Origin of the sequence: Actinoplanes lobatus (assembly GCF_014205215.1) — a bacterium.
GTDB classification, from domain to species: domain Bacteria; phylum Actinomycetota; class Actinomycetes; order Mycobacteriales; family Micromonosporaceae; genus Actinoplanes; species Actinoplanes lobatus.
Genome location: NZ_JACHNC010000001.1, coordinates 3,325,137 through 3,341,942 on the forward strand (window position 1 = coordinate 3,325,137; position 16,806 = coordinate 3,341,942).

General features: G+C 71.1%; 22 protein-coding genes. 10 read left to right on the forward strand and 12 right to left on the reverse strand.

Annotation, left to right across the window (positions count from 1 at the left end):
• Positions 1-196: 196 nt before the first annotated feature.
• Positions 197-517: a DUF3817 domain-containing protein gene (locus BJ964_RS15455; protein WP_188121316.1), complete on the reverse strand. Its 321-nt coding sequence runs from the start codon at positions 515-517 to the stop codon at positions 197-199.
• Positions 518-541: 24 nt separating this feature from the next.
• Complete coding sequence (locus BJ964_RS15460) at positions 542-964, reverse strand: hypothetical protein (protein WP_188121317.1); 423 nt, start codon at positions 962-964, stop codon at positions 542-544.
• Positions 965-1,048: 84 nt separating this feature from the next.
• On the opposite strand from BJ964_RS15460, the gene BJ964_RS15465 reads away from it, so the two are divergent.
• Positions 1,049-1,300, forward strand: coding sequence for a DUF6158 family protein (locus BJ964_RS15465; protein WP_407650807.1), 252 nt, complete (start codon positions 1,049-1,051; stop codon positions 1,298-1,300).
• 24 nt (positions 1,301-1,324) lie between these two features.
• On the opposite strand, the gene BJ964_RS15470 is transcribed toward BJ964_RS15465, so the two are convergent.
• Complete coding sequence (locus BJ964_RS15470) at positions 1,325-1,525, reverse strand: hypothetical protein (RefSeq protein WP_188121318.1); 201 nt, start codon at positions 1,523-1,525, stop codon at positions 1,325-1,327.
• A 283-nt stretch (positions 1,526-1,808) separates the two neighbouring features.
• Here BJ964_RS15470 and BJ964_RS15475 point away from each other — a divergent pair, with 283 nt between their 5' ends.
• Both BJ964_RS15475 and BJ964_RS15480 read left to right on the forward strand, forming a co-directional pair.
• Positions 1,809-2,012 (forward strand): hypothetical protein, encoded by a 204-nt coding sequence (locus BJ964_RS15475; RefSeq protein WP_188121319.1) that lies wholly within the window; start codon positions 1,809-1,811, stop codon positions 2,010-2,012.
• Positions 2,013-2,061: 49 nt separating this feature from the next.
• On the forward strand, positions 2,062-2,880 hold the full coding sequence (locus BJ964_RS15480; protein ID WP_188121320.1) for an ANTAR domain-containing protein: 819 nt from the start codon (positions 2,062-2,064) through the stop codon (positions 2,878-2,880).
• Here BJ964_RS15480 and mhuD read toward each other — a convergent pair.
• From mhuD to BJ964_RS15505, 5 genes are all read right to left on the reverse strand, one after another.
• A complete protein-coding gene (mhuD, locus tag BJ964_RS15485) occupies positions 2,877-3,182 on the reverse strand; it encodes a mycobilin-forming heme oxygenase MhuD (RefSeq protein ID WP_188121321.1) in 306 nt (101 codons plus the stop codon). The two genes, BJ964_RS15480 and mhuD, sit on opposite strands and share 4 nt — an antisense overlap.
• Before the next feature lie 86 nt (positions 3,183-3,268).
• Entirely contained in the window at positions 3,269-4,903 is a 1,635-nt protein-coding gene (locus BJ964_RS15490; protein ID WP_229806844.1) for an MDR family MFS transporter, read from the reverse strand.
• Positions 4,900-5,373 (reverse strand): MarR family winged helix-turn-helix transcriptional regulator, encoded by a 474-nt coding sequence (locus tag BJ964_RS15495; protein WP_229806845.1) that lies wholly within the window; start codon positions 5,371-5,373, stop codon positions 4,900-4,902. The genes BJ964_RS15490 and BJ964_RS15495 overlap by 4 nt, the downstream gene beginning before the upstream one ends.
• 50 nt (positions 5,374-5,423) lie before the next feature.
• Positions 5,424-6,023, reverse strand: coding sequence for a class I SAM-dependent methyltransferase (locus tag BJ964_RS15500; protein WP_188121322.1), 600 nt, complete (start codon positions 6,021-6,023; stop codon positions 5,424-5,426).
• An 18-nt stretch (positions 6,024-6,041) separates the two neighbouring features.
• Positions 6,042-6,527, reverse strand: coding sequence for a hypothetical protein (locus tag BJ964_RS15505; RefSeq protein ID WP_188121323.1), 486 nt, complete (start codon positions 6,525-6,527; stop codon positions 6,042-6,044).
• A gap of 206 nt (positions 6,528-6,733) precedes the next feature.
• Here BJ964_RS15505 and BJ964_RS15510 point away from each other — a divergent pair, with 206 nt between their 5' ends.
• Entirely contained in the window at positions 6,734-7,402 is a 669-nt protein-coding gene (locus BJ964_RS15510) for a response regulator (RefSeq protein WP_188121324.1), read from the forward strand.
• Positions 7,403-7,487: 85 nt separating this feature from the next.
• Entirely contained in the window at positions 7,488-8,945 is a 1,458-nt protein-coding gene (locus BJ964_RS15515; protein ID WP_188121325.1) for a hypothetical protein, read from the forward strand.
• A 62-nt stretch (positions 8,946-9,007) separates the two neighbouring features.
• Here the strand turns inward: BJ964_RS15515 and serA are convergent, their stop codons facing one another.
• The gene (gene serA, locus BJ964_RS15520) at positions 9,008-10,225 is read right to left on the reverse strand and encodes a phosphoglycerate dehydrogenase (RefSeq protein ID WP_188121326.1); all 1,218 of its coding nucleotides are present in this window, start codon (positions 10,223-10,225) and stop codon (positions 9,008-9,010) included.
• Between the two features lie 229 nt (positions 10,226-10,454).
• Entirely contained in the window at positions 10,455-11,384 is a 930-nt protein-coding gene (locus BJ964_RS15525) for a phosphotransferase (protein ID WP_188121327.1), read from the reverse strand.
• A 118-nt stretch (positions 11,385-11,502) separates the two neighbouring features.
• Here BJ964_RS15525 and BJ964_RS15530 point away from each other — a divergent pair, with 118 nt between their 5' ends.
• The gene (locus BJ964_RS15530; RefSeq protein WP_188121328.1) at positions 11,503-11,694 is read left to right on the forward strand and encodes a hypothetical protein; all 192 of its coding nucleotides are present in this window, start codon (positions 11,503-11,505) and stop codon (positions 11,692-11,694) included.
• Between the two features lie 98 nt (positions 11,695-11,792).
• Positions 11,793-12,656, forward strand: a complete 864-nt coding sequence (locus BJ964_RS15535) for a DMT family transporter (protein ID WP_188121329.1) — start codon at positions 11,793-11,795, stop codon at positions 12,654-12,656.
• Here the strand turns inward: BJ964_RS15535 and BJ964_RS15540 are convergent.
• Both BJ964_RS15540 and BJ964_RS15545 read right to left on the reverse strand, forming a co-directional pair.
• Complete coding sequence (locus BJ964_RS15540) at positions 12,628-13,761, reverse strand: sensor histidine kinase (RefSeq protein ID WP_188121330.1); 1,134 nt, start codon at positions 13,759-13,761, stop codon at positions 12,628-12,630. The genes BJ964_RS15535 and BJ964_RS15540 overlap by 29 nt on opposite strands.
• Positions 13,758-14,414 carry a response regulator transcription factor gene (locus tag BJ964_RS15545; RefSeq protein WP_183224775.1) on the reverse strand — a complete coding sequence of 219 codons (657 nt, stop codon included), beginning with the start codon at positions 14,412-14,414 and terminating at the stop codon, positions 13,758-13,760. Before BJ964_RS15545 ends, BJ964_RS15540 begins: the two co-directional genes overlap by 4 nt.
• A 123-nt stretch (positions 14,415-14,537) precedes the next feature.
• Between BJ964_RS15545 and BJ964_RS15550 the strand changes: the two genes are divergently transcribed.
• From BJ964_RS15550 to BJ964_RS15560, 3 genes are read left to right on the forward strand one after another with little or no spacing between them, the layout of a single operon-like run.
• Positions 14,538-15,101, forward strand: a complete 564-nt coding sequence (locus tag BJ964_RS15550) for a hypothetical protein (protein ID WP_188121331.1) — start codon at positions 14,538-14,540, stop codon at positions 15,099-15,101.
• A complete protein-coding gene (locus tag BJ964_RS15555; protein ID WP_188121332.1) occupies positions 15,098-15,682 on the forward strand; it encodes a hypothetical protein in 585 nt (194 codons plus the stop codon). The genes BJ964_RS15550 and BJ964_RS15555 overlap by 4 nt, the downstream gene beginning before the upstream one ends.
• Positions 15,679-16,737 (forward strand): peptidoglycan-binding protein, encoded by a 1,059-nt coding sequence (locus BJ964_RS15560; RefSeq protein WP_188121333.1) that lies wholly within the window; start codon positions 15,679-15,681, stop codon positions 16,735-16,737. The genes BJ964_RS15555 and BJ964_RS15560 overlap by 4 nt, the downstream gene beginning before the upstream one ends.
• Positions 16,738-16,806: the final 69 nt, after the last annotated feature.

A 16,806-nucleotide genomic window follows, 5' to 3' on the forward strand; every position in this document is an offset into this window, starting at 1 on the left:
CATTCGGCGGCGTTGGCCGGCGCCACCCGAGGGGTTGTGGCTGCGGACCGGACCAACCGCATTAACCTATCGGCGGAAGAAAAGAAATCAAGGCCTGACCGAGTGATTTTTACCAATAGCCGGGATCGCGTCATTAATCCCGATAACGGGCTGTTATTTGCTCGCCGCTGAGCGTTATTACGACGCGATAAACGGACTATTCGCTCAGGGCCGGTTCGGCGGCCGGGACCCAGTGCCGGGTCACCTGACGTTCGGCCCAGAACGAGAAGAACGGGATGGTGCCGGCCAGCATGACGAGGACCATCCGGCCGAACGGCCACTTGGCGCGGCGGGCCAGGTCGAAACTGCAGACCAGGTAGACCATGTAGAGGAAGCCGTGGAACGGGCCCACCGTCTCGACCACGATCGGGTTGCCGGACGGGCCGTACTTGAGCGGCATGCCGACCACGACGAGGACGATCAGGACCACGCCGACGATCCAGGCGATGATCCGGTAACGGGTGAGGGCTCCCTGCACGGCGGGTGACTCCTTGATCGGTATCTACTGGGGGATGCGGCCGGGGTAATCGGCGGGGCGGGCGCCCGGGTTCGCGGTGAGCCAGGCCAGATAGTCGTTGTACGCGTCGAGCTCCGGATCCGCCTCGGCGGGCGCCGCCGGACGGGAGCCCACCCGGACCGGGCGGCCCAGGGTGACCGCGGAACCCGGAGCGGGCGACGGGGCCGGCTCCTCCGGGGCGGTCAGCGGCTCACCGGCCGCCTTGCGACGGGCCACCTGGATCTCACGGACCCAGATGAAGACGACGAAGCCCCCGAAGACCGGCCACTGGAACATGTAGCCCCAGCTGATCGCGTTGCCGTCGGCGGCGCGACTGAACTGCCACCAGCCGAGAGCCAGGCAGCCCGCGGTCAGCACGATCGCGAGCAGATGCCGGGCCATCCACGCCGGAGTCCACAGCCCTTTCATGACCCGAGCGTACCGGCGGGTTTGGCGGGCGCACGCATGGGCAACCCGTGCTCACTGGCGGATTGACGCGAACGGAGACGGACGATGATGGAAGCGCGGTTGGAGCAGGGGGCGATGGTGAATTTCGACATCGGCATCGACCCCGCGGGCCTGGCCGACGACGACCTCTTCCGGGAGCTGGCGAGCCTCTACCGAACCCGGTTGCAGACGCTGCGGCACGGGCCGGACGCGGCACTCGAGAACCACTTCAAGCGCACTGCCGAGCTGGAGACCGAGTACATGGCGCGCAAACCGGGCCGCGAGGTCGACCCGGACCGGCTCACCCAGGACTTCTGACGGTCCGTGGGTGGCTGGGCCGGGTCACACGTTGATGGCACGCAGCGCCTCGGCGGCCTCGTCCTGGGCGTACTCGCCCTCGGGCAGGGCGTCGACGCGCGTCAGGGCGGCCGCCGGAAGGTTCGCGGCGATCGCCCGCCGTCGCAAGTCTCCGCTGGTCAGCCGCTCCTGGGCGTCGTAGGCCGCGTCCAGGAAGGTGTCCAGCTCTCGGATGTCGTCGGTCACGGCGGGTGGACTACCCGGGCCGGGTGCGGCCAAACCCGCGGCTGTAATCCAGGTCACAGAAGCTCACGGAATCATGGGCCGGTGCCGACGGTTGTGAACGGATGCCGGTGTGCCCAGTGTCCCCGGGCCTCACCCAACGCCTGCACGGAATTCCGTTCGGCTGGAGCCGTGTTGAGCCACTCGCCGCGAGGCGACCTGCACACCGGCCTCCGCGTCCGCCCTCCCGGTCTCACCGGGAGGGCGTCGCGGTTTTCCGGGCCACTTGTGGGGTACCTGCCCGCACATGACCGACGATCGCATCGGCCGGCGCGCCGCGAACCTGTTTCCGGAAGAGTCCGCGACCGGCAGCGCCGACCCGGAATCCCAGGCCGAAGCGGTGCTCGCCGAATCCGGCGAGCGTGAGTACGACCCCGGAGCGACCCCTGACCCGTTCCTCGAAAAACGTCATTCTGACGAGACGGTTTATTCCGGCAACACCCCCCATTAGGGGCACCTCGTGGCGCGCTTTTCCGGATAGACGTGGCAATATCCCTCGGGTGTCCGCACCGAAACGACGTGTCCCCGCCGCGCAGCGTGGCGCCCGGCTGACCCGGCGCACCCCCGCAGATGGCACGATCCAGCCGTCACGCCGTGGGAGCGCCCGGCGCTCGTCCCGGTACTCCGGAGCGCCATCCACCGGTCCGCACCCGGTGGAACTGGCCGGGCTGCTGCACGAGCTGACCGTCCGGCTGCTCGCCGCCGATTCGCTCACCCAGGCGCTCGACCGGCTCGCCGCGTTCGCGGCGGGGGCACTGCCAGGCGTGGTCCGCTGCTCGGTCGCCCTGATCGGTGAGGGTGGGCCGCTCACCGGGGCCGCCGCCGGCTCCGCGGGCGAGGCCTTCGACCAGCTTCAGTACGCGGGAAGCGCCGGCCCGGGACTCGAAGCGGCCCGGACGCGTACGGTGGTGACCTCCGTGGATCTGCCGGCCGACGAGCGCTGGCCACAGCTGCACGCCGCGGCCCGGGCCGACGGGCTCGCCGCGGTCGCCGCGGTCCCGCTCGACGTGCGGCGCAGCGCGGTCGGGGCGCTCAGTGTCTACCCGGACCGGGCCGGTGAGGTGGACCCCGAAGTGCTGGTGACCGCGATGGCGCTGGCCGGGCAGGCGGAGGTGCTGCTCGGCGAGCTGCACCGGCGGGAGGCGCTCACCGAGGGCGCCGAGGTGGACCGCGCGGTCGGCGTGATCATCGCGCAGCGCGGCTGCGGCGTGCAGGAGGCCTACGCCGTCCTCCAGGAGAGTGCCCAGCGCCTCGGCCTGGACCGGAGCACGGTCGCCGGCCGCCTGGTCGCCGCAGCCGCACGGAATGCGGGAACCTAGGCCTTCTCCACCTGCTGGACCACCTCGAACTCGAGGAGGGAGGCGCCGGTCGCCACGGGCTTGGCGCGCTCGCCGGCGTGTGCGGCCTTGGCGTCGCCGTTCGCCCAGTTCTGGAAGGCCTCCTCGCTCTCCCAGCGGGTGTACACGAAGTAGCGGGTCTCGCCGGCGACCGGGCGCAGCAGCTCGAAGCCGAGGAAACCGGGCGAGTTCTCGACCGCGCCGTGCCGGGCGGCGAACCGCTTCTCCAGTTCGGGGCCGGCGCCCTCGGGGACCTCGATCGCGTTGATCTTCACAACAGCCATGTGGTCACGCTACTGCGCCTGCCTGAGAAGGCGGCGGAGGCCGGGGGTACGGGCGGGTGCTCCCACCCGTACCCCGAAGGTTTGATCTAAGCGGGACCGTCGCCGGTGGCCTGGAGCTCGTCCTCGGCGCGGGCCTGCTGCGCGGAGCGCTGCGACAGCGGCAGCTCCGGCAGGAAGAAGACCACGATCAGGCCGATGATCATCACGAAGAACGCGATCAGGTAGACGACGTGCACGCTCTCGGCGAAGCCGACCTTGAACGGGTGGGCGATCACGTCGGACAGCCGGCTCAGGAACGAGGTGTCGGCGAGGCCGGCGCCGCCCATGGCGGTCTTGAGCAGCTCGCCCTGGGACGGGTCGGAGGCCAGTGCCTGCTGGAACTCGGGTGTCGCCCGGGCCGAGGCGTAGGCGTCCTTGATGTTGCCGGGCAGCACGTTGAACAGCACCGACAGGAAGACCGCGGTGCCGAGCGTGCCACCCATCGAGCGGAAGAAGGTGACCGCGCCGGTGGCGGTGCCGATCTCGCGGGGCGAGACGGCGTTCTGCACGGCGGTGATCATCGGCTGCATGTTGCTGCCCAGGCCGAGGCCCATCAGCACCATGACCAGCATGGTCCGCCAGAGCGGGGTGTCCGCGCCGATCAGCGAGAAGAGGAACAGCGCGACGACCATGAAGACGCTGCCGACGATCGGGAAGATGCGGTAGCGGCCGGTCCTCGAGATCAGCTGGCCGGAGATGATCGAGCCACCCATGATGCCGAAAACGAACGGGATCATCTGGAGACCGGCCAGCGTGGCCGAGGAGCCCTTCACGATCTGGAGGTAGAGCGGAACGGTCATCAGACCGCCGAACATCGCCATGCCGAGGATGGTGCTGGCGGTGACGCCGACCGCGACGGTGCGCTTGCCCAGCAGGGCGAGCGGCAGCAGGGCCTCGTCCTTGTAGGCCCGTTCGGCCAGCACGAAACCGATCAGGCCGATCACACCGATCACGTAGCAGAGGATCGAGCGGCCGGAGGACCAGCCCCACTCCCGGCCCTGCTCGGCGACGGTCAGCAGCGGGACCAGGCAGAGGATCAGGGTGAGCGCGCCGGGCCAGTCGATCCGGTGGTCGACGCGGTGGTGCGGCAGGTGCAGCACCCGGGCGACGACCGCCATGGCGGCCAGGCCGATCGGCACGTTGATGTAGAACACCCAGCGCCAGCCGTCGGTCCAGAGGATCTGGTCGGCGCCCGCGAAGAAGCCGCCCAGAATCGGGCCGAGGACGCTCGCGGTGCCGAAGACGGCCAGGAAGAAGCCCTGGTACTTGGCACGCTCACGGGGCGGGACGATGTCACCGATGATCGCCAGAGCGAGCGACATCAGGCCACCGGCGCCGAGGCCCTGGATGGCCCGGAAGGCGGCCAGCTGCCACATGTTCTCGGACAGGCCGCACAGGAACGAGCCGAAGATGAAGATGCCGATGGCGAGCAGGAAGAAGGGCCGCCGGCCGTAGATGTCGGAGAGCTTGCCGTACAGCGGCGTGGAGATGGTCGAGGTGATCAGGAAGGCGGTGGTGGCCCAGGCCTGCAGGTCGAAGCCTTGCAGGTCGTCGGCGATGGTCCGGGTCGCCGTCGCCATGATCGTCTGATCGAGCGCGGCGAGGAACATGCCCATCATCAGCCCGCCGAGGATCGTCAGGATCTGGCGGTGGGTGAACTCCACCGGTTTGGCGTGAGTCACGCAGGCTCCCGTTGGGGTGTGGTCGGGTCGGTGCGCAGCAGCGCCTCGACCGCGTGGTTGAACTCTTCGAACAGGTCGGTGAAGGCGGTGATCCGCTCGGCCGGCCAGTCGGCGAGGGCCCTCTCGAGCATCGCCGCACGGACTTCGCGCACCCGCTCGCACGCCTGCACCCCGGCCTCGGTGACGGCCAGCCGCGAGGCACGGCCGTCCGCCGGATCCGCCTCCCGGCGGGCCAGGCCGGCCCTGACGAGCTGGGCGGCCTGACGGCTGACCGTCGAGGGATCGGCCTGCTTGAACTCCGCGAGATCGGTGACTCGCATCGGGCCCATCGCACGCAACGGCGGCAGCAGCATCAGCGCGGAGAACTCGGCGCCGAGATCCTCGGTCTTGAACATGCCCCGGAATCGCGCGCCCATCCGGACCAACCGCGCGATCTCGTCGCCGAGGCGGGTGGATTCCTGTTCATGCACTCGCGGCCTCCAGAGGGAATATGTGTGTAGCCTACAACTTGTTGTACGACTCAACTACCTTTGAGTCGCCACACCCCGGTGACCAGGGACTCGGCGTCCTCGAGAGCGGCCGGAACCGGCACCACGTACTCGGTGACCAGGTCGAAGAGATGCCCGGGAAAGAAGCCGCGGCCCGGGTCGCCGACCAGCACGGTCGCGCCCGCCCGGCGGGCCGCGCGCAGGGTGGCGACCATCTTCGGGGTGACCGTGGGGCTGTAGAAGACGTCCCCGGCGAGCACCACCTGCGGATCGTCGAGGTGGCCCACCAGGGACAGGCCGTTCGCCGACGCGTTGCGGTGGGCGGCCTCGACGGCGGCCGGGTCGATGTCCGTCACGGCCACCGCGGCGGCGCCGCGGTAGGCGGCGGCGATCGCGGCCACCCCGGAGCCGGTGGCCACGTCGAGCACGCGACGGCCGGCCACCTCGTCCGGATGGTCCAGCAGGAAACGGGCCAGCGCCTGCCCGCCGGCCCAGGCGAACGCCCAGAACGGGGGCGGCAGGTCGCTACGGAACTCGCCGCCGGTCAGATCGAACAGGCCGACCGGGCGGTTCACCAGGAACAGGGAGATCTCCGGGGCCAGTGGCACCGGCGTCAGGGTGGTGGGCAGCACCCCGTGATTGTGCTGGTCCTACCGGATCGGCTGCGGGGCGCTTGCCATGATCAGTTTGGCGCGGTACTCGGCACGGGCCTCGGCGGCCCAGGGCGCGTCCTCGTCCTCCAGCAGCGGACGCGACGCCAGCACTTCGGCGGCGGCCAGCGGGCGGGTGGCCCGGTCCGCGGAACGGCCGGACGCCACGGTGAGCAGCTGATCGAAGGTGGCGGCGTCGACGTGCACCCGATCGGGGTCCAGCCGGAACGTGCCCCGGCGGCCGGTGATCACCGACTCCCGGTCCCGGACGCCCGGCTCCAGACGGTCCCGCAGCACCGCCAGATCCGACTTGACCGTGGCCGGGGCGACACTTAGCGTGTCGGCCAGCTCCACAAGCGACCGGCCTCCGCGCAGCGCCAGGAGCGCGAGCAGATGACGGGGCCGGGCGCCGCCGAAGTCCTCCCCGGAGAGGACGATGCCGCGGGTCCGGACCTCGATCGGGCCGAAGAGCTGGATGTCGAACATGATCCAGAACTCTGCTTGTCCGGCGTCCGTGGCGGCAAGCCCCAAAGCGAGGGGGTGAGTCGGCCGAACGACGGGGCATCCGGTCCGCTCGGAGGCAACCGGTCGTCGGCCGTACCGGCGGGCAGCCTGTTGGTAGGTCGGGTGTTCCTTCGGGTAATCCTTAGACTGCGCGGAGCCCGACGGGGGCGGACTGAGGAAGGTGACGTATGGACAGCGACGAGGCGATCACGGTGCTCGTTGTCGATGGCCACCAGACCTTCGCCGAGTTGCTCGGGCACGCTTTGGCTGGTCAGCCCGATCTGCGCTGGGTGGGGCACGCCAGGACGGGGGCCGAGGCGATAAGTCTCGCGGCAGAGTTGCGACCCGATGTGATCGTGCTCGATCCCGAGCTGTCCGATGCGGACGGCATCGCCATCGCCGAACTCATCCGGGTACGACAGCCGGATTCACGTGTGGTAATCCTCACTGCCAGCGAGGAGCAGAGTCTGGTACGGCGGGCCACCACCGCCGGTGCGGCCGGATTCCTCTCCAAGAACGGTGCGCTCGGTGACGTTCTGAACGCCTTGCGTACCGCGCACCGGGGCAGCATGACCGTCTCCACCGACGTCCTGGCCCGGCTGCTGCGCAGCACCACGCCGGCCACCGCCTCGCGCGGCGGCGTCGCCAGCGGTGGGCTGACAGTCCGGGAGAACGAGGTGTTACAGCTGATGGCCGCCGGTTTGGACACCCGGACCGTGGCCCGCCGGCTGGGCATCAGCGTGCACACCTGCCGCGGATATCAGAAGGCCGTGCTCGCCAAACTGGGGGCGCACAGCCAGCTGGAGGCGGTCGCCATCGCCACCAGGCGCGGGCTAGTTCGACCTGACCCACGGTAAACAGCCTTGTCACTCATCCGATAGGCGATTCCTTACGTACTTCCATCGGGGGACATACCGAGGTTGCGCTGCAGGGAGGAATCGCGTGGACCGTACCGCCGCCGTCGGCTCATCTCCCGACTCGGCTGGAGCCGGGGCGGGGGAGGAGCGTACGGCTTCGGGGCTGCCGTTGCGGCGGCCCAAGAAACCACCGCTCGAACCGGAAGGGGAGCCGGTCTCGTGGTTCGGCGGCGAGTCGGACACCGGCTCGCTCTCGTCGCCGGTCGCGGCACCGACGCCCGAAACGGCGGCGTCGGAACCGTCGCCGCGTTCGGTGTCGTCGCCGCCCGCGTTCGGGCCCGCGTCACCGGCCGGGCCGGGACGGACGTCCTTCGGCTTCAGTGACGGGCCGATCGGTCGATCCCGGACGGGCCGTGCGCCCGGCGAGGACGACACCGGCGACGACCGGGAGCCGTCGCGAAACCCGAAGCCGGCCGGCGGCTCGATGGGGGCGCTGGCGGCCGCCTCGGGTGCGCTGCCGGTGTCGGACTCGTCGTTGCCCTCCCGCCGGCGCAGGAGCCGTTCCGATGTGCCCTCCGAGGAACTGCCCGTCGTGCGTACGGGTCCGGCGCCCGCCTTCCCGGGGTCGCCTGTCGCGGAGCCGCCGACTTTCGCGGAACCGCCCACGTGGGGCCCGATCGGGAGCCCGGCCGGGGAGATGTTCTGGAGTGGAGCGCGGGACCAGCGGGCCAACGAGCCGGCCGTCTGGGGCGAGACCCCGGCGTCCTCCGCTCCGGCTCCGCCGGCTGTCCGGCCGCGGCCGCGGCAGTCCCGGCTGGTCACCGCCGGCATGACGCTGCTCGGCGTGGTGGCGCTGGCCGTCGTGACGTTCACCGGTGTCGTCTACTACACCGGCGACGACAACCAGATCAGCGACGTGCTGCAGCTCGGGGACGACCAGCGGGTGGTGACCGGGCCGCTGGAGTCGCGGACCATCGCCACGTTCGAGATGATGGCCGCCACCGACCGGGTGCGGTTGACCATCGCCGACCTGGGCACCGACATGTACCGGATCAGCGCGCCCGACAACGCCGGCATCCGGCCCAACGCCGAGTTCCGTGACGACCGGCTGCGGGTGGACGTGGCCCGGGACGAGACCGGCACCGGTGGCGAGGTGGAGGTCGTGCTGTCCGCGAAGGTGCGGTGGACCATCCGCTTCTCCGGTTACTCGGCCGAACGGATCGTCGACCTCAGCCAGGGACGGATCCGGGGTATCGAGATCGTCGGCGGCACCCGGCGGGCCGAGATGACCCTGGCCGACGCCTCCGGCACGGTGCCCATGAAGATCACCGGCGGGATCGAGGAGCTGATCCTGCGGGCGCCCAGCGGCAGCCCGGTCCGGATAAAGGTCGGCGGTGGCGCCGGGACGGTGACGGCCGGCTCCCGGACGCTGCGGGACGTGGCGCCCGGCTCCACGCTCACCCCGAAGGACTGGACCAGCGGCAACCGGTACGACGTCGATGCGGTCGCCCCGGTCACCCTGCTGACGGTCGAGACCGCCTGACCTTTACGGTCAGGCGGTCTCGGACCGGCTTTCGTATTCAGGTGGTTCCGTGCCGCGAACTGTCAGTTCAGGACGCGCAGGCGGACGGTCTGCTCCATGGCGCGGAGCTGGTCGAGCACCTCGTCGCTGTAGCCGCGGGCGATGTCGGTGATGAGGTAGCCGAACTCGCCGCGGGTGCTGAGCATCTGGCCCTCGACGTTGACACCGTGCTCGGCGAGGATCCGGTTGACCTGCGCCAGCACGCCCGGCGTGTTCTTGTGCATGTGCACGATGCGGTGCATGCCGGGCAGCTCGGGCAGGATCACGCCGGGCAGGTTCACACTCAGCGTGGTGTTGCCCTCGGTCACGAACTTGGCCAGCTTGTTCGCCACGAAGCCGCCGATGTCGGACTGGGCCTCCTCGGTCGAACCGCCGATGTGCGGGGTGAGGATCACGTTCGGCAGGCCGCGCAGCTCGGACAGGAACTCGTCGCCGCGGCCCTTCGGCTCGGTGGGGAAGACGTCGACCGCGGCGCCGGCCAGGTGGCCGCTCTGCAGCGCGTCCCGCAGGGCCAGGTGGTCGACCACGATGCCGCGGGACAGGTTGAGGAACAGGCTGCCCGGCCGCATCTTGGCGAACTGCTCGGCGCCGAAGAAGCCGGCGTTGCCGGGCCGGCCGTCCACGTGCATGGTGACGATGTCGCTGGACTCCAGCAGCTCGTCCATGCTGGCGCAGCGGTGCGCGTTGCTCAGCGCCAGCTTGTCGGCGGTGTCGTAGAACGAGACCGACATGCCGAGGTTCTCCGCGAGCACCGACAGCTGGGTGCCGATGTTGCCGTAGCCCACGATGCCGAGGCGGCGGCCGCGGATCTCGTGGGCGCCGTCGGCCGACTTGTCCCAGACGCCGGAGTGCATCAGCGTGTTCTTCTCGGTGAGCCGCCGGGTCAGCGCGATGATCTCGGCGATCGCCAGCTCCACCACGGAGCGGGTGTTCGAGAACGGCGCGTTGAAGACCGCGACGCCACCGGCCGTGGCGGCCGGCAGGTCGATCTGGTCGGTGCCGATGCAGAACGCGCCGATCGCGACCAGGCTGTCAGCCGCCTCCAGCACCTTCGCCGTCACCTGGCTCTTGGACCGGACGCCGAGCAACTGCACTCCGGAGATGCGGTCGATCAGCTCGACCTCGTCGAGCGCGTTGCGCAGGGACTCGACCTGGAATCCGTCCTCCTCGAGCCGGGAGACGGCGTCGGGGTGGATGCTCTCGAGAAGCAGGACACGCACCTTGGGCTGGTCGATCATCATCTTCCGTTCCATGTTTCGGTTGGCCGCCCGGGCCGCCACGCCGAAGCCCAGTTCAGGGCGTCCAGCCTAGTCCTCCGGCATGCCGGGTCCGGTGCGGTGTGCTTGAGGTCCCATCTACCGGTCAACCCCGTAACTGTTACGGGATGGCCGCGGGTGTGGTTCAGTCCGGTTTCACGGCCGTGACGCTAACGGGTTGACCTTTCTTTTTCCTTGCGCGGGTTTTGTCGCTTCAGCCGCCGAGGGCGTCGCGCAACCAGGGCAGCAGGGCGTCGCCCTGGAAGCGCTGGAAGGCGCGGACCGTCGGCAGGCCCGGTGGTGGCGCGAGGCGGGAACGGTGCTGGAAGTAGGCGGCGGCGCCCGCGACCACGCCCACCACGGCGTCGTGGTCGACGCCGGCGAGCAGCGGGCCGGGATCGCCGGCGTGCACGATCACGTTGATCGCCAGCAACACGGAGTCGAGCCAGGAGGGGCCCACACAACCCCACGGCCAGTCGATGAAGACCAGCCGGCCGTCGGCCCGGACCAGGATGTTGTCGGCCCGCAGATCGGTGTGCACCATGGTCTGCCCGCTGGACAGCGCGGCGATGCCGTGGGTGGCCGCCGCGCGCAGCGCTCCGAGCCGGCGTGCGGCCCAGGGGTCGAGGTCGTCCGGCGGCGCGGCGGCGATCAGGTCCCACGAGGCGAAGTCGGCGCCGAGGCGGCCGGCCGCCGTCGGCAGGCCGGGCACCGGCGCCGGGGTGAGCGCGGCGGCCAGGTCGCGCAGCGCGGCCGCGGCCGCGTCGATCTCCTCGGCCACCCACGGGACGCGCGGGTGGGCGCCCGCCACGTCCTCCAGCACCAGGACCACCCAGGCGCCGTCGTCGAAGCCGCCCAGCATCCGCGGCACCGGCGCGTGCTCCGGCAGGGCGGCGGTGATCCGCAGCTCACGCCGGGCGAGGTCGGCCGACTCCTGGTTGAGCGCCGGGGTGACGGCCTTGACGAATGCCCGGGCCCCGGACGCGGTGCGGACCCGGTCGGCGGTCCCGGGGGAGAAGCCGCCCGGCTGGGAGGCCGCCGCGACGACCGGGCCGCCACCGATGATCTCCTCCACCGCGTGCTGGACCGGGCCGGGCAGATCCGCCCAGCCGATCCGCGTGCCACCCGCCGCCGCCGTCGTCATGCCGGGGATCGTGGCAGGCCGCGGACGGCCCGCGAAACAGATTTTCGCCAGCTGTGGACAAGTCCGGCGGCCTGTGGACGAGTGCGGAACTGTCGTACCCGTGGGTGAGGATGCGGGCATGAGCGAGGCGTACGTGAGGCGAGACGGAACGGAACGGCGGGCGGCCCCGCGGGTGGCGCAGGACGCGCGGCGGGAGGCGGCCCGCCGCCGGGCACACGGCATGGTGGAACGCAACGCGGCCCGGCCGGCCCGGGCACGCGCCCGCGCCGCGGCGCAGCGGAGCCGGGTTATCGCCGACGATTCCGGGTAGATCCTGCCGGTTCAGGGCGATCCGATGCGGTCCGTGCTCGGTATCGTCGATGGTAAGGACCGGTTTTGGTTCGGCCGCGCGACAGCGAGGTGGGGGCGATGGGATCGCTGGGGTGGGCCGTCGTGCTCTCCGTGCTGTCCGCGGCCGCCTACGCCGGCGCCGCGGTGGCGCAGGAGAGGCTGGCCGGGCGCGGGCATCGCGGCCGGTCCCGGTGGGCGGTCGCGCTGCTGCTCACCGGGGCCGGGGTGGCGCTGCACGTGCTGGCGCTGAATTTCGGCACGGTCGCCGTGGTGCAGGCCCTCGGCACGCTCACCCTGCTGTTCGCGCTGCCCATCCAGGTGATCCGCTATCACACCCGGCTCAGCCGGGCGGCCTGGCTGGAGGCGGCCATGACGGTGGCCGGGCTGGCGCTGATCCTGTCGCTGTCGGTGGAGTCGGAGGCCCCGGCGCTGCTGACCGAGCCGGCGGTGGAGGTGGTCGGGGCGATCACCGCCGGGGTGGTGTTCGCCTGCTCGCTGGCCGGGTGGCGGTCCGGTCCGCGGATGCGGGCGGTGCTGCTGGCGGCGGCCGCCGGGGCGGCCTTCGGGATCGCCTCGGTGCTGTCCAAGGCGGTGCTGGCGGCCTTCACCACGGGCGGGCCCGCGGCGGTGTCCGTGACCGCCGCGACCCTGGTCGGCGCGTTCTCGGTCACCGGCTACGTGATCGGCCAGCTGTCCTACCGCGGGGCCGGGCTGGCCGCGCCATTGGCCACGGTGAGCGTGACGAACCCGCTGGTCGCGGCGTTCGCCGGCGCGGTCCTGTTCGAGGAGAGGGCACGGTTCGGAGTGTCCGGGCTGGTCGCCGTGGGCGCCGCGGCGCTGATCATGGGGTGGGGCGTGGTGGGCCTGGCGCGACGGTCCGCCGCCTCGTCCGGGACCGGGGTCCCGGAACCGGTCAGGGGGCCCGGGGGAGAAGGACGGTGACGATCAGCCCGCCCTCGTCGCGGGCGTCGGCGTGGACCCGGCCGTGGTGGGCCTCGACGACCGACTGGACGATCGACAGGCCCAGCCCGGCGCCGGGCCCGGCCAGGCGTTCCCGGTTGTAGCGGTGGAACGGCTGGAAGAGGCCGGGCACCTCGTAGCGGGGGACCACCGGGCCGGAGTTGGCGACCCGCAGCTCCACCCAGCCGTCCGGGCGGGTGCGGGTGGACACCTGCACCCAGCCGTTCTCCGGCACGTTGTGCCGGACGCCGTTCTCCACCAGGTTCTGCACCAGGCGCTCCAGCAGCACCGGGTCGCCGAGCACGGCCGCCTCGCCCGGTTCGGCGACCACCTTGACGGTGTCCGCGACGGCCACGTGGTCGACGATGTCGGCGAGGTCCACGTAGGAGCGCTCGGTCACCTCGCGCTCGGAGCGGGCCAGCAACAGCAGGCCGTCGATCAGCCGGCCGTGCCGGTCGTTGATGGCGAGCAGCGTGGTGCCGAGCTGCCGCACCTCGGGTGAGGCGGTCTCCGGTTCCAGCGCCACCTCGAGCAGCGTCCGGTTCAGGGTGAGCGGGGTGCGCAGCTCGTGCGAGGCGTTCGCGATGAACCGCCGCTGCCCGTCGAGCGACCGGTCCAGCCGGGACAGCATCAGGTCGAAGGTGTCGGCCAGCTGCTTCAGCTCGTCGTTCGGCCCGTCCAGGGCGATCCGCTCGTGCAGGCCACGGTCGGCGGCGGGGGACTCGGCGATGCGCCGGGCCGTCTCGGTGATGGTGTGCAGCGGGTGCAGCATCCGGCCGGCGATCAGCCAGCCCAGCGCGATCGTCGCGGCGCTCACCACCACCAGGGCGATCGCCCCCTGGGTCAGCAGCGTGTAGAGGGTGCCGGCCTGGAACCCCTCGACGGTCTGCCGGGTGACCGCGTCGCCGGGCCCGGCGCCCACCGCCCCCGGCTCGACCTTGACCGACTCCCCGGCGAAGTTGCCCTCGAACACCATGGGCGCCCGCCGGTCGATCAGGATGTAGATGGCCGCCAGCAGCACCATCCCGGCGGCCACGAACAGGCCGCCGTAGACGAGGGTGAGACGGCCACGCACGGTGAGTCTCATCGGATCCTGTACCCCACTCCCGGCTCGGTCAGCACCACCGGGGGGTCGCCCAGTTTGCGGCGCAACTTGAGGATCGTCATTCGTACGGCGTGGGTGAACGGGTCGGCGTTCTCGTCCCACGCCTTCTCCAGCAGCATCTCGGCCGACACCGCGGTGCCGTCGGCGCGCAGCAGCTCGGCCAGCACGGCGAACTCCTTGCGGGACAGCGGCACGTACCGGCCGTCGCGGTGCACCTCCCGCCGGTACGGGTCGAGGCTGATCCCGGCCCGGCGCAGCACCGGCGGAGCGGCCGGCCGGGCCCGCCGTCCCAGCGCCGCGACCCGCGCCGACAGCTCCCGGAAGGCGAACGGCTTCGGCAGGTAGTCGTCGGCGCCGAGGGCCAGCCCGGACACCCGGTCGTCGATCCCGGCCGCGGCGGTCAGCATCAGCACCCGGATGTCGGCCTTGCGCTCGGCGAGCACCTCGCACACCTTGTCGCCGTGCACCACCGGCACGTCCCGGTCGAGGATCACCACGTCGTAGTCGTTGACGTCGATGCGTTCCAGGGCGGACCCGCCGTCGTAGACGACGTCGACCGCGTGCGCCTCCCGCCGCAGGCCCTGCGCCACCGCGTCGGCGAGCAGGGGCTCGTCTTCCACCACCAGGATCCGCATGCCTCCATCTTGAACCGGGTCGCTGTCAACTCGGCGTCATCGTTTTCCGTGACGGCCGGGATACGCGCCCACCGCTTGACTTCGGTGCGTGGCGGCCGACCGGCCGCCGGCTGAGGAGACGAGATGAGAACCAGGACGGTGCTCGCGCTCGGCGTCCTGCTCGCGGCGATGACGGCGGGATGCGCGACGGGCCAGGACGAGAATCCGGCGGTGGCCACCGCCGCCAGCGGCGATCCGGGCCCGGTGAGCAGCGCGGCGGCCGACAACGGCCCCGACCCGGACGCATCGCTCAAGTACGCCAAGTGCATGCGCGAACAGGGGCTCGAGTGGTTCCCGGACCCGAAGGCGGACGGCCGGATGGAGGTCGCGGTCCCGCAGACCGTCAACCTCGACGACATGCAGGCAGCGGAGAAGGTCTGCAAGAAGTTTCTGCCCAACGGCGGCGAGCCCCCGCCGCGTTCCGCCGAGGACATCGAGCAGGAGCGCAAGTTCGCCCAGTGCATGCGCGACAACGGGGTGAGCAACTACCCGGACCCGAACGAGAACGGCGAGATCGCCATCGACAGCTCGAAGCTCGGGACCGGCCCCGGTGACCCCACCTTCGACGCCGCCGAGAAGGCGTGCGCCAAGTACCACGACGGCGAGGGAATCCGCAGCGAGCACCACGAGGGGGGAGGAACGACGTGAGATCGCTGATGACCGTCGTGATCGGTGGCCTGCTCGTGCTCTCCGCCGGCTGCACCGCCCGCGACCCGGACGATCCCACCGTGGCGAGCGCGGTGAACGGGTCCGCGGCGCCGTCCGCGGCGCCGTCGGCGAGTTTCGATCCGGACGCCCCGCTGAAGTACGCCAAGTGCATGCGGGAGCAGGGGATGGCCTGGTTCCCGGATCCGCCGGCGCCGGGCCAGGCGCAGAGCCTGAACATTCCGCAAGGTCTTCCCGATGGCGCCTTCGAAGCCGCTGAGGAGGCGTGCCGCCAGTGGGCGCCGAACTCCTCCGAGAAGGGTGCGGGGCCGACCGCCGAGGACATCGAGAAGCTGCGGGCCGTCTCCCAGTGCATGCGCGAGAACGGGGTGCCGGAGTTCCCGGACCCGAAAGCCGACGGCAGCATGATGCTCGACGAGGACACATTGAAGAAATTGAGCTCGAAACCTGGCGAGGCGATCTTCGACGCGGCGGAGAAGAAATGCGAGGAACTCGGGCCGAAGGGCGGCCCGAAACAGCGCGTCGACGGCAACGGAGGCGTCTCCGGAGGGGGTACGGCATGAGCCGGAAGTGGACGACGACCGCGGTGGCGGTGGTCCTGGTGTCGGGCGGCGCGGCCGCCTTCCTGCTGGCCGGCGGCCTGCCGGAGACCGAGGGCAACGGTGCGCGGGCGAGCAGCGCCGCCACCACGGCGACCGCGGACATCACCCGGCAGACACTGATCGACAAGGAGCGCCACGACGGCTCCCTCGGGTACGGCGACACCGTGGGCCTCGCCACCCGGCTGTCCGGCACCGTGACCTGGCTGCCCACCGAAGGCGCCACCATCAAGCGGGGCAAGCCGCTCTACCGGCTCGACAACGACAAGGTGGTCCTGCTGTACGGAACCCTGCCGGCGTACCGCGCGCTCTCCCCGGGACTCGACGGCCCCGACGTGAAGCAGTTCGAGAGAAACCTGTGGGCGCTCGGCTACCGCGGTTTCACCGTCGACGACGACTACACCTCGTCGACGGCGTCCGCGGTCGAGGACTGGCAGGAGGACCTCGGCCTGGAGGAGACCGGCACCGTCGACCTGGGCCGCATCGTCTACGCCACCGGCGCGATCCGGGTCGCCGACCGGTCCGTCGAGATCGGCGCGACCGCCCAGCCCGGCACCGAACTGCTCACCACCACCGGAACCGGGCGGGTCGCCACGGTCGAACTCGAGATGAGCGACCAGCGGCTGGCCAAGAAGGGCACCAAGGTCGACGTGTCCCTGCCGGACGGCAAGACGGTCACCGGCCACATCATCGACGTGGGGACCACCATCGAAACGGCCGAGAACCCCGCCGAGGAGGACCGGACCACGATCAATGTGACGATCGGGTTCGACCAGGCTCCACAAGGCCTGGAAGAAGCTTCGGTGGGCGTACAATTTGTCGCCTCCCAGCGGGAGAACGTCCTCACCGTGCCGGTCAACGCCCTGCTCGCGCTCGCCGAAGGCGGATATGGGCTGCAGATCGTCGACGGCACCGGAAGCCGCGTCGTGGCGGTCGAGACCGGCCTGTTCGCCGACGGCCGCGTCGAGATCACCGGCGACGGCCTCACCGAGGGCATGAAGGTGGGTGTCCCGGCATGAGCGAGCTTGCGAGCGAATCATTGGGCTCAGTTTTGAACTCATGGCGGCGCCGGAGCGCAGCGGAGGTGA

Bases quoted from the DNA above. Each gene is read 5' to 3' on its own strand.
- BJ964_RS15460 (WP_188121317.1), bottom strand. From the start codon at position 964: ATGAAAGGGCTGTGGACTCCGGCGTGGATGGCCCGGCATCTGCTCGCG.
- BJ964_RS15465 (WP_407650807.1), top strand. From the start codon at position 1,049: ATGATGGAAGCGCGGTTGGAGCAGGGGGCGATGGTGAATTTCGACATC.
- BJ964_RS15475 (WP_188121319.1), top strand. From the start codon at position 1,809: ATGACCGACGATCGCATCGGCCGGCGCGCCGCGAACCTGTTTCCGGAA.
- mhuD (WP_188121321.1), bottom strand. From the start codon at position 3,182: ATGGCTGTTGTGAAGATCAACGCGATCGAGGTCCCCGAGGGCGCCGGC.
- BJ964_RS15505 (WP_188121323.1), bottom strand. From the start codon at position 6,527: ATGTTCGACATCCAGCTCTTCGGCCCGATCGAGGTCCGGACCCGCGGC.
- BJ964_RS15510 (WP_188121324.1), top strand. From the start codon at position 6,734: ATGGACAGCGACGAGGCGATCACGGTGCTCGTTGTCGATGGCCACCAG.
- serA (WP_188121326.1), bottom strand. From the start codon at position 10,225: ATGATGATCGACCAGCCCAAGGTGCGTGTCCTGCTTCTCGAGAGCATC.
- BJ964_RS15525 (WP_188121327.1), bottom strand. From the start codon at position 11,384: ATGACGACGGCGGCGGCGGGTGGCACGCGGATCGGCTGGGCGGATCTG.
- BJ964_RS15530 (WP_188121328.1), top strand. From the start codon at position 11,503: ATGAGCGAGGCGTACGTGAGGCGAGACGGAACGGAACGGCGGGCGGCC.
- BJ964_RS15535 (WP_188121329.1), top strand. From the start codon at position 11,793: ATGGGATCGCTGGGGTGGGCCGTCGTGCTCTCCGTGCTGTCCGCGGCC.
- BJ964_RS15540 (WP_188121330.1), bottom strand. From the start codon at position 13,761: ATGAGACTCACCGTGCGTGGCCGTCTCACCCTCGTCTACGGCGGCCTG.
- BJ964_RS15545 (WP_183224775.1), bottom strand. From the start codon at position 14,414: ATGCGGATCCTGGTGGTGGAAGACGAGCCCCTGCTCGCCGACGCGGTG.
- BJ964_RS15550 (WP_188121331.1), top strand. From the start codon at position 14,538: ATGAGAACCAGGACGGTGCTCGCGCTCGGCGTCCTGCTCGCGGCGATG.
- BJ964_RS15560 (WP_188121333.1), top strand. From the start codon at position 15,679: ATGAGCCGGAAGTGGACGACGACCGCGGTGGCGGTGGTCCTGGTGTCG.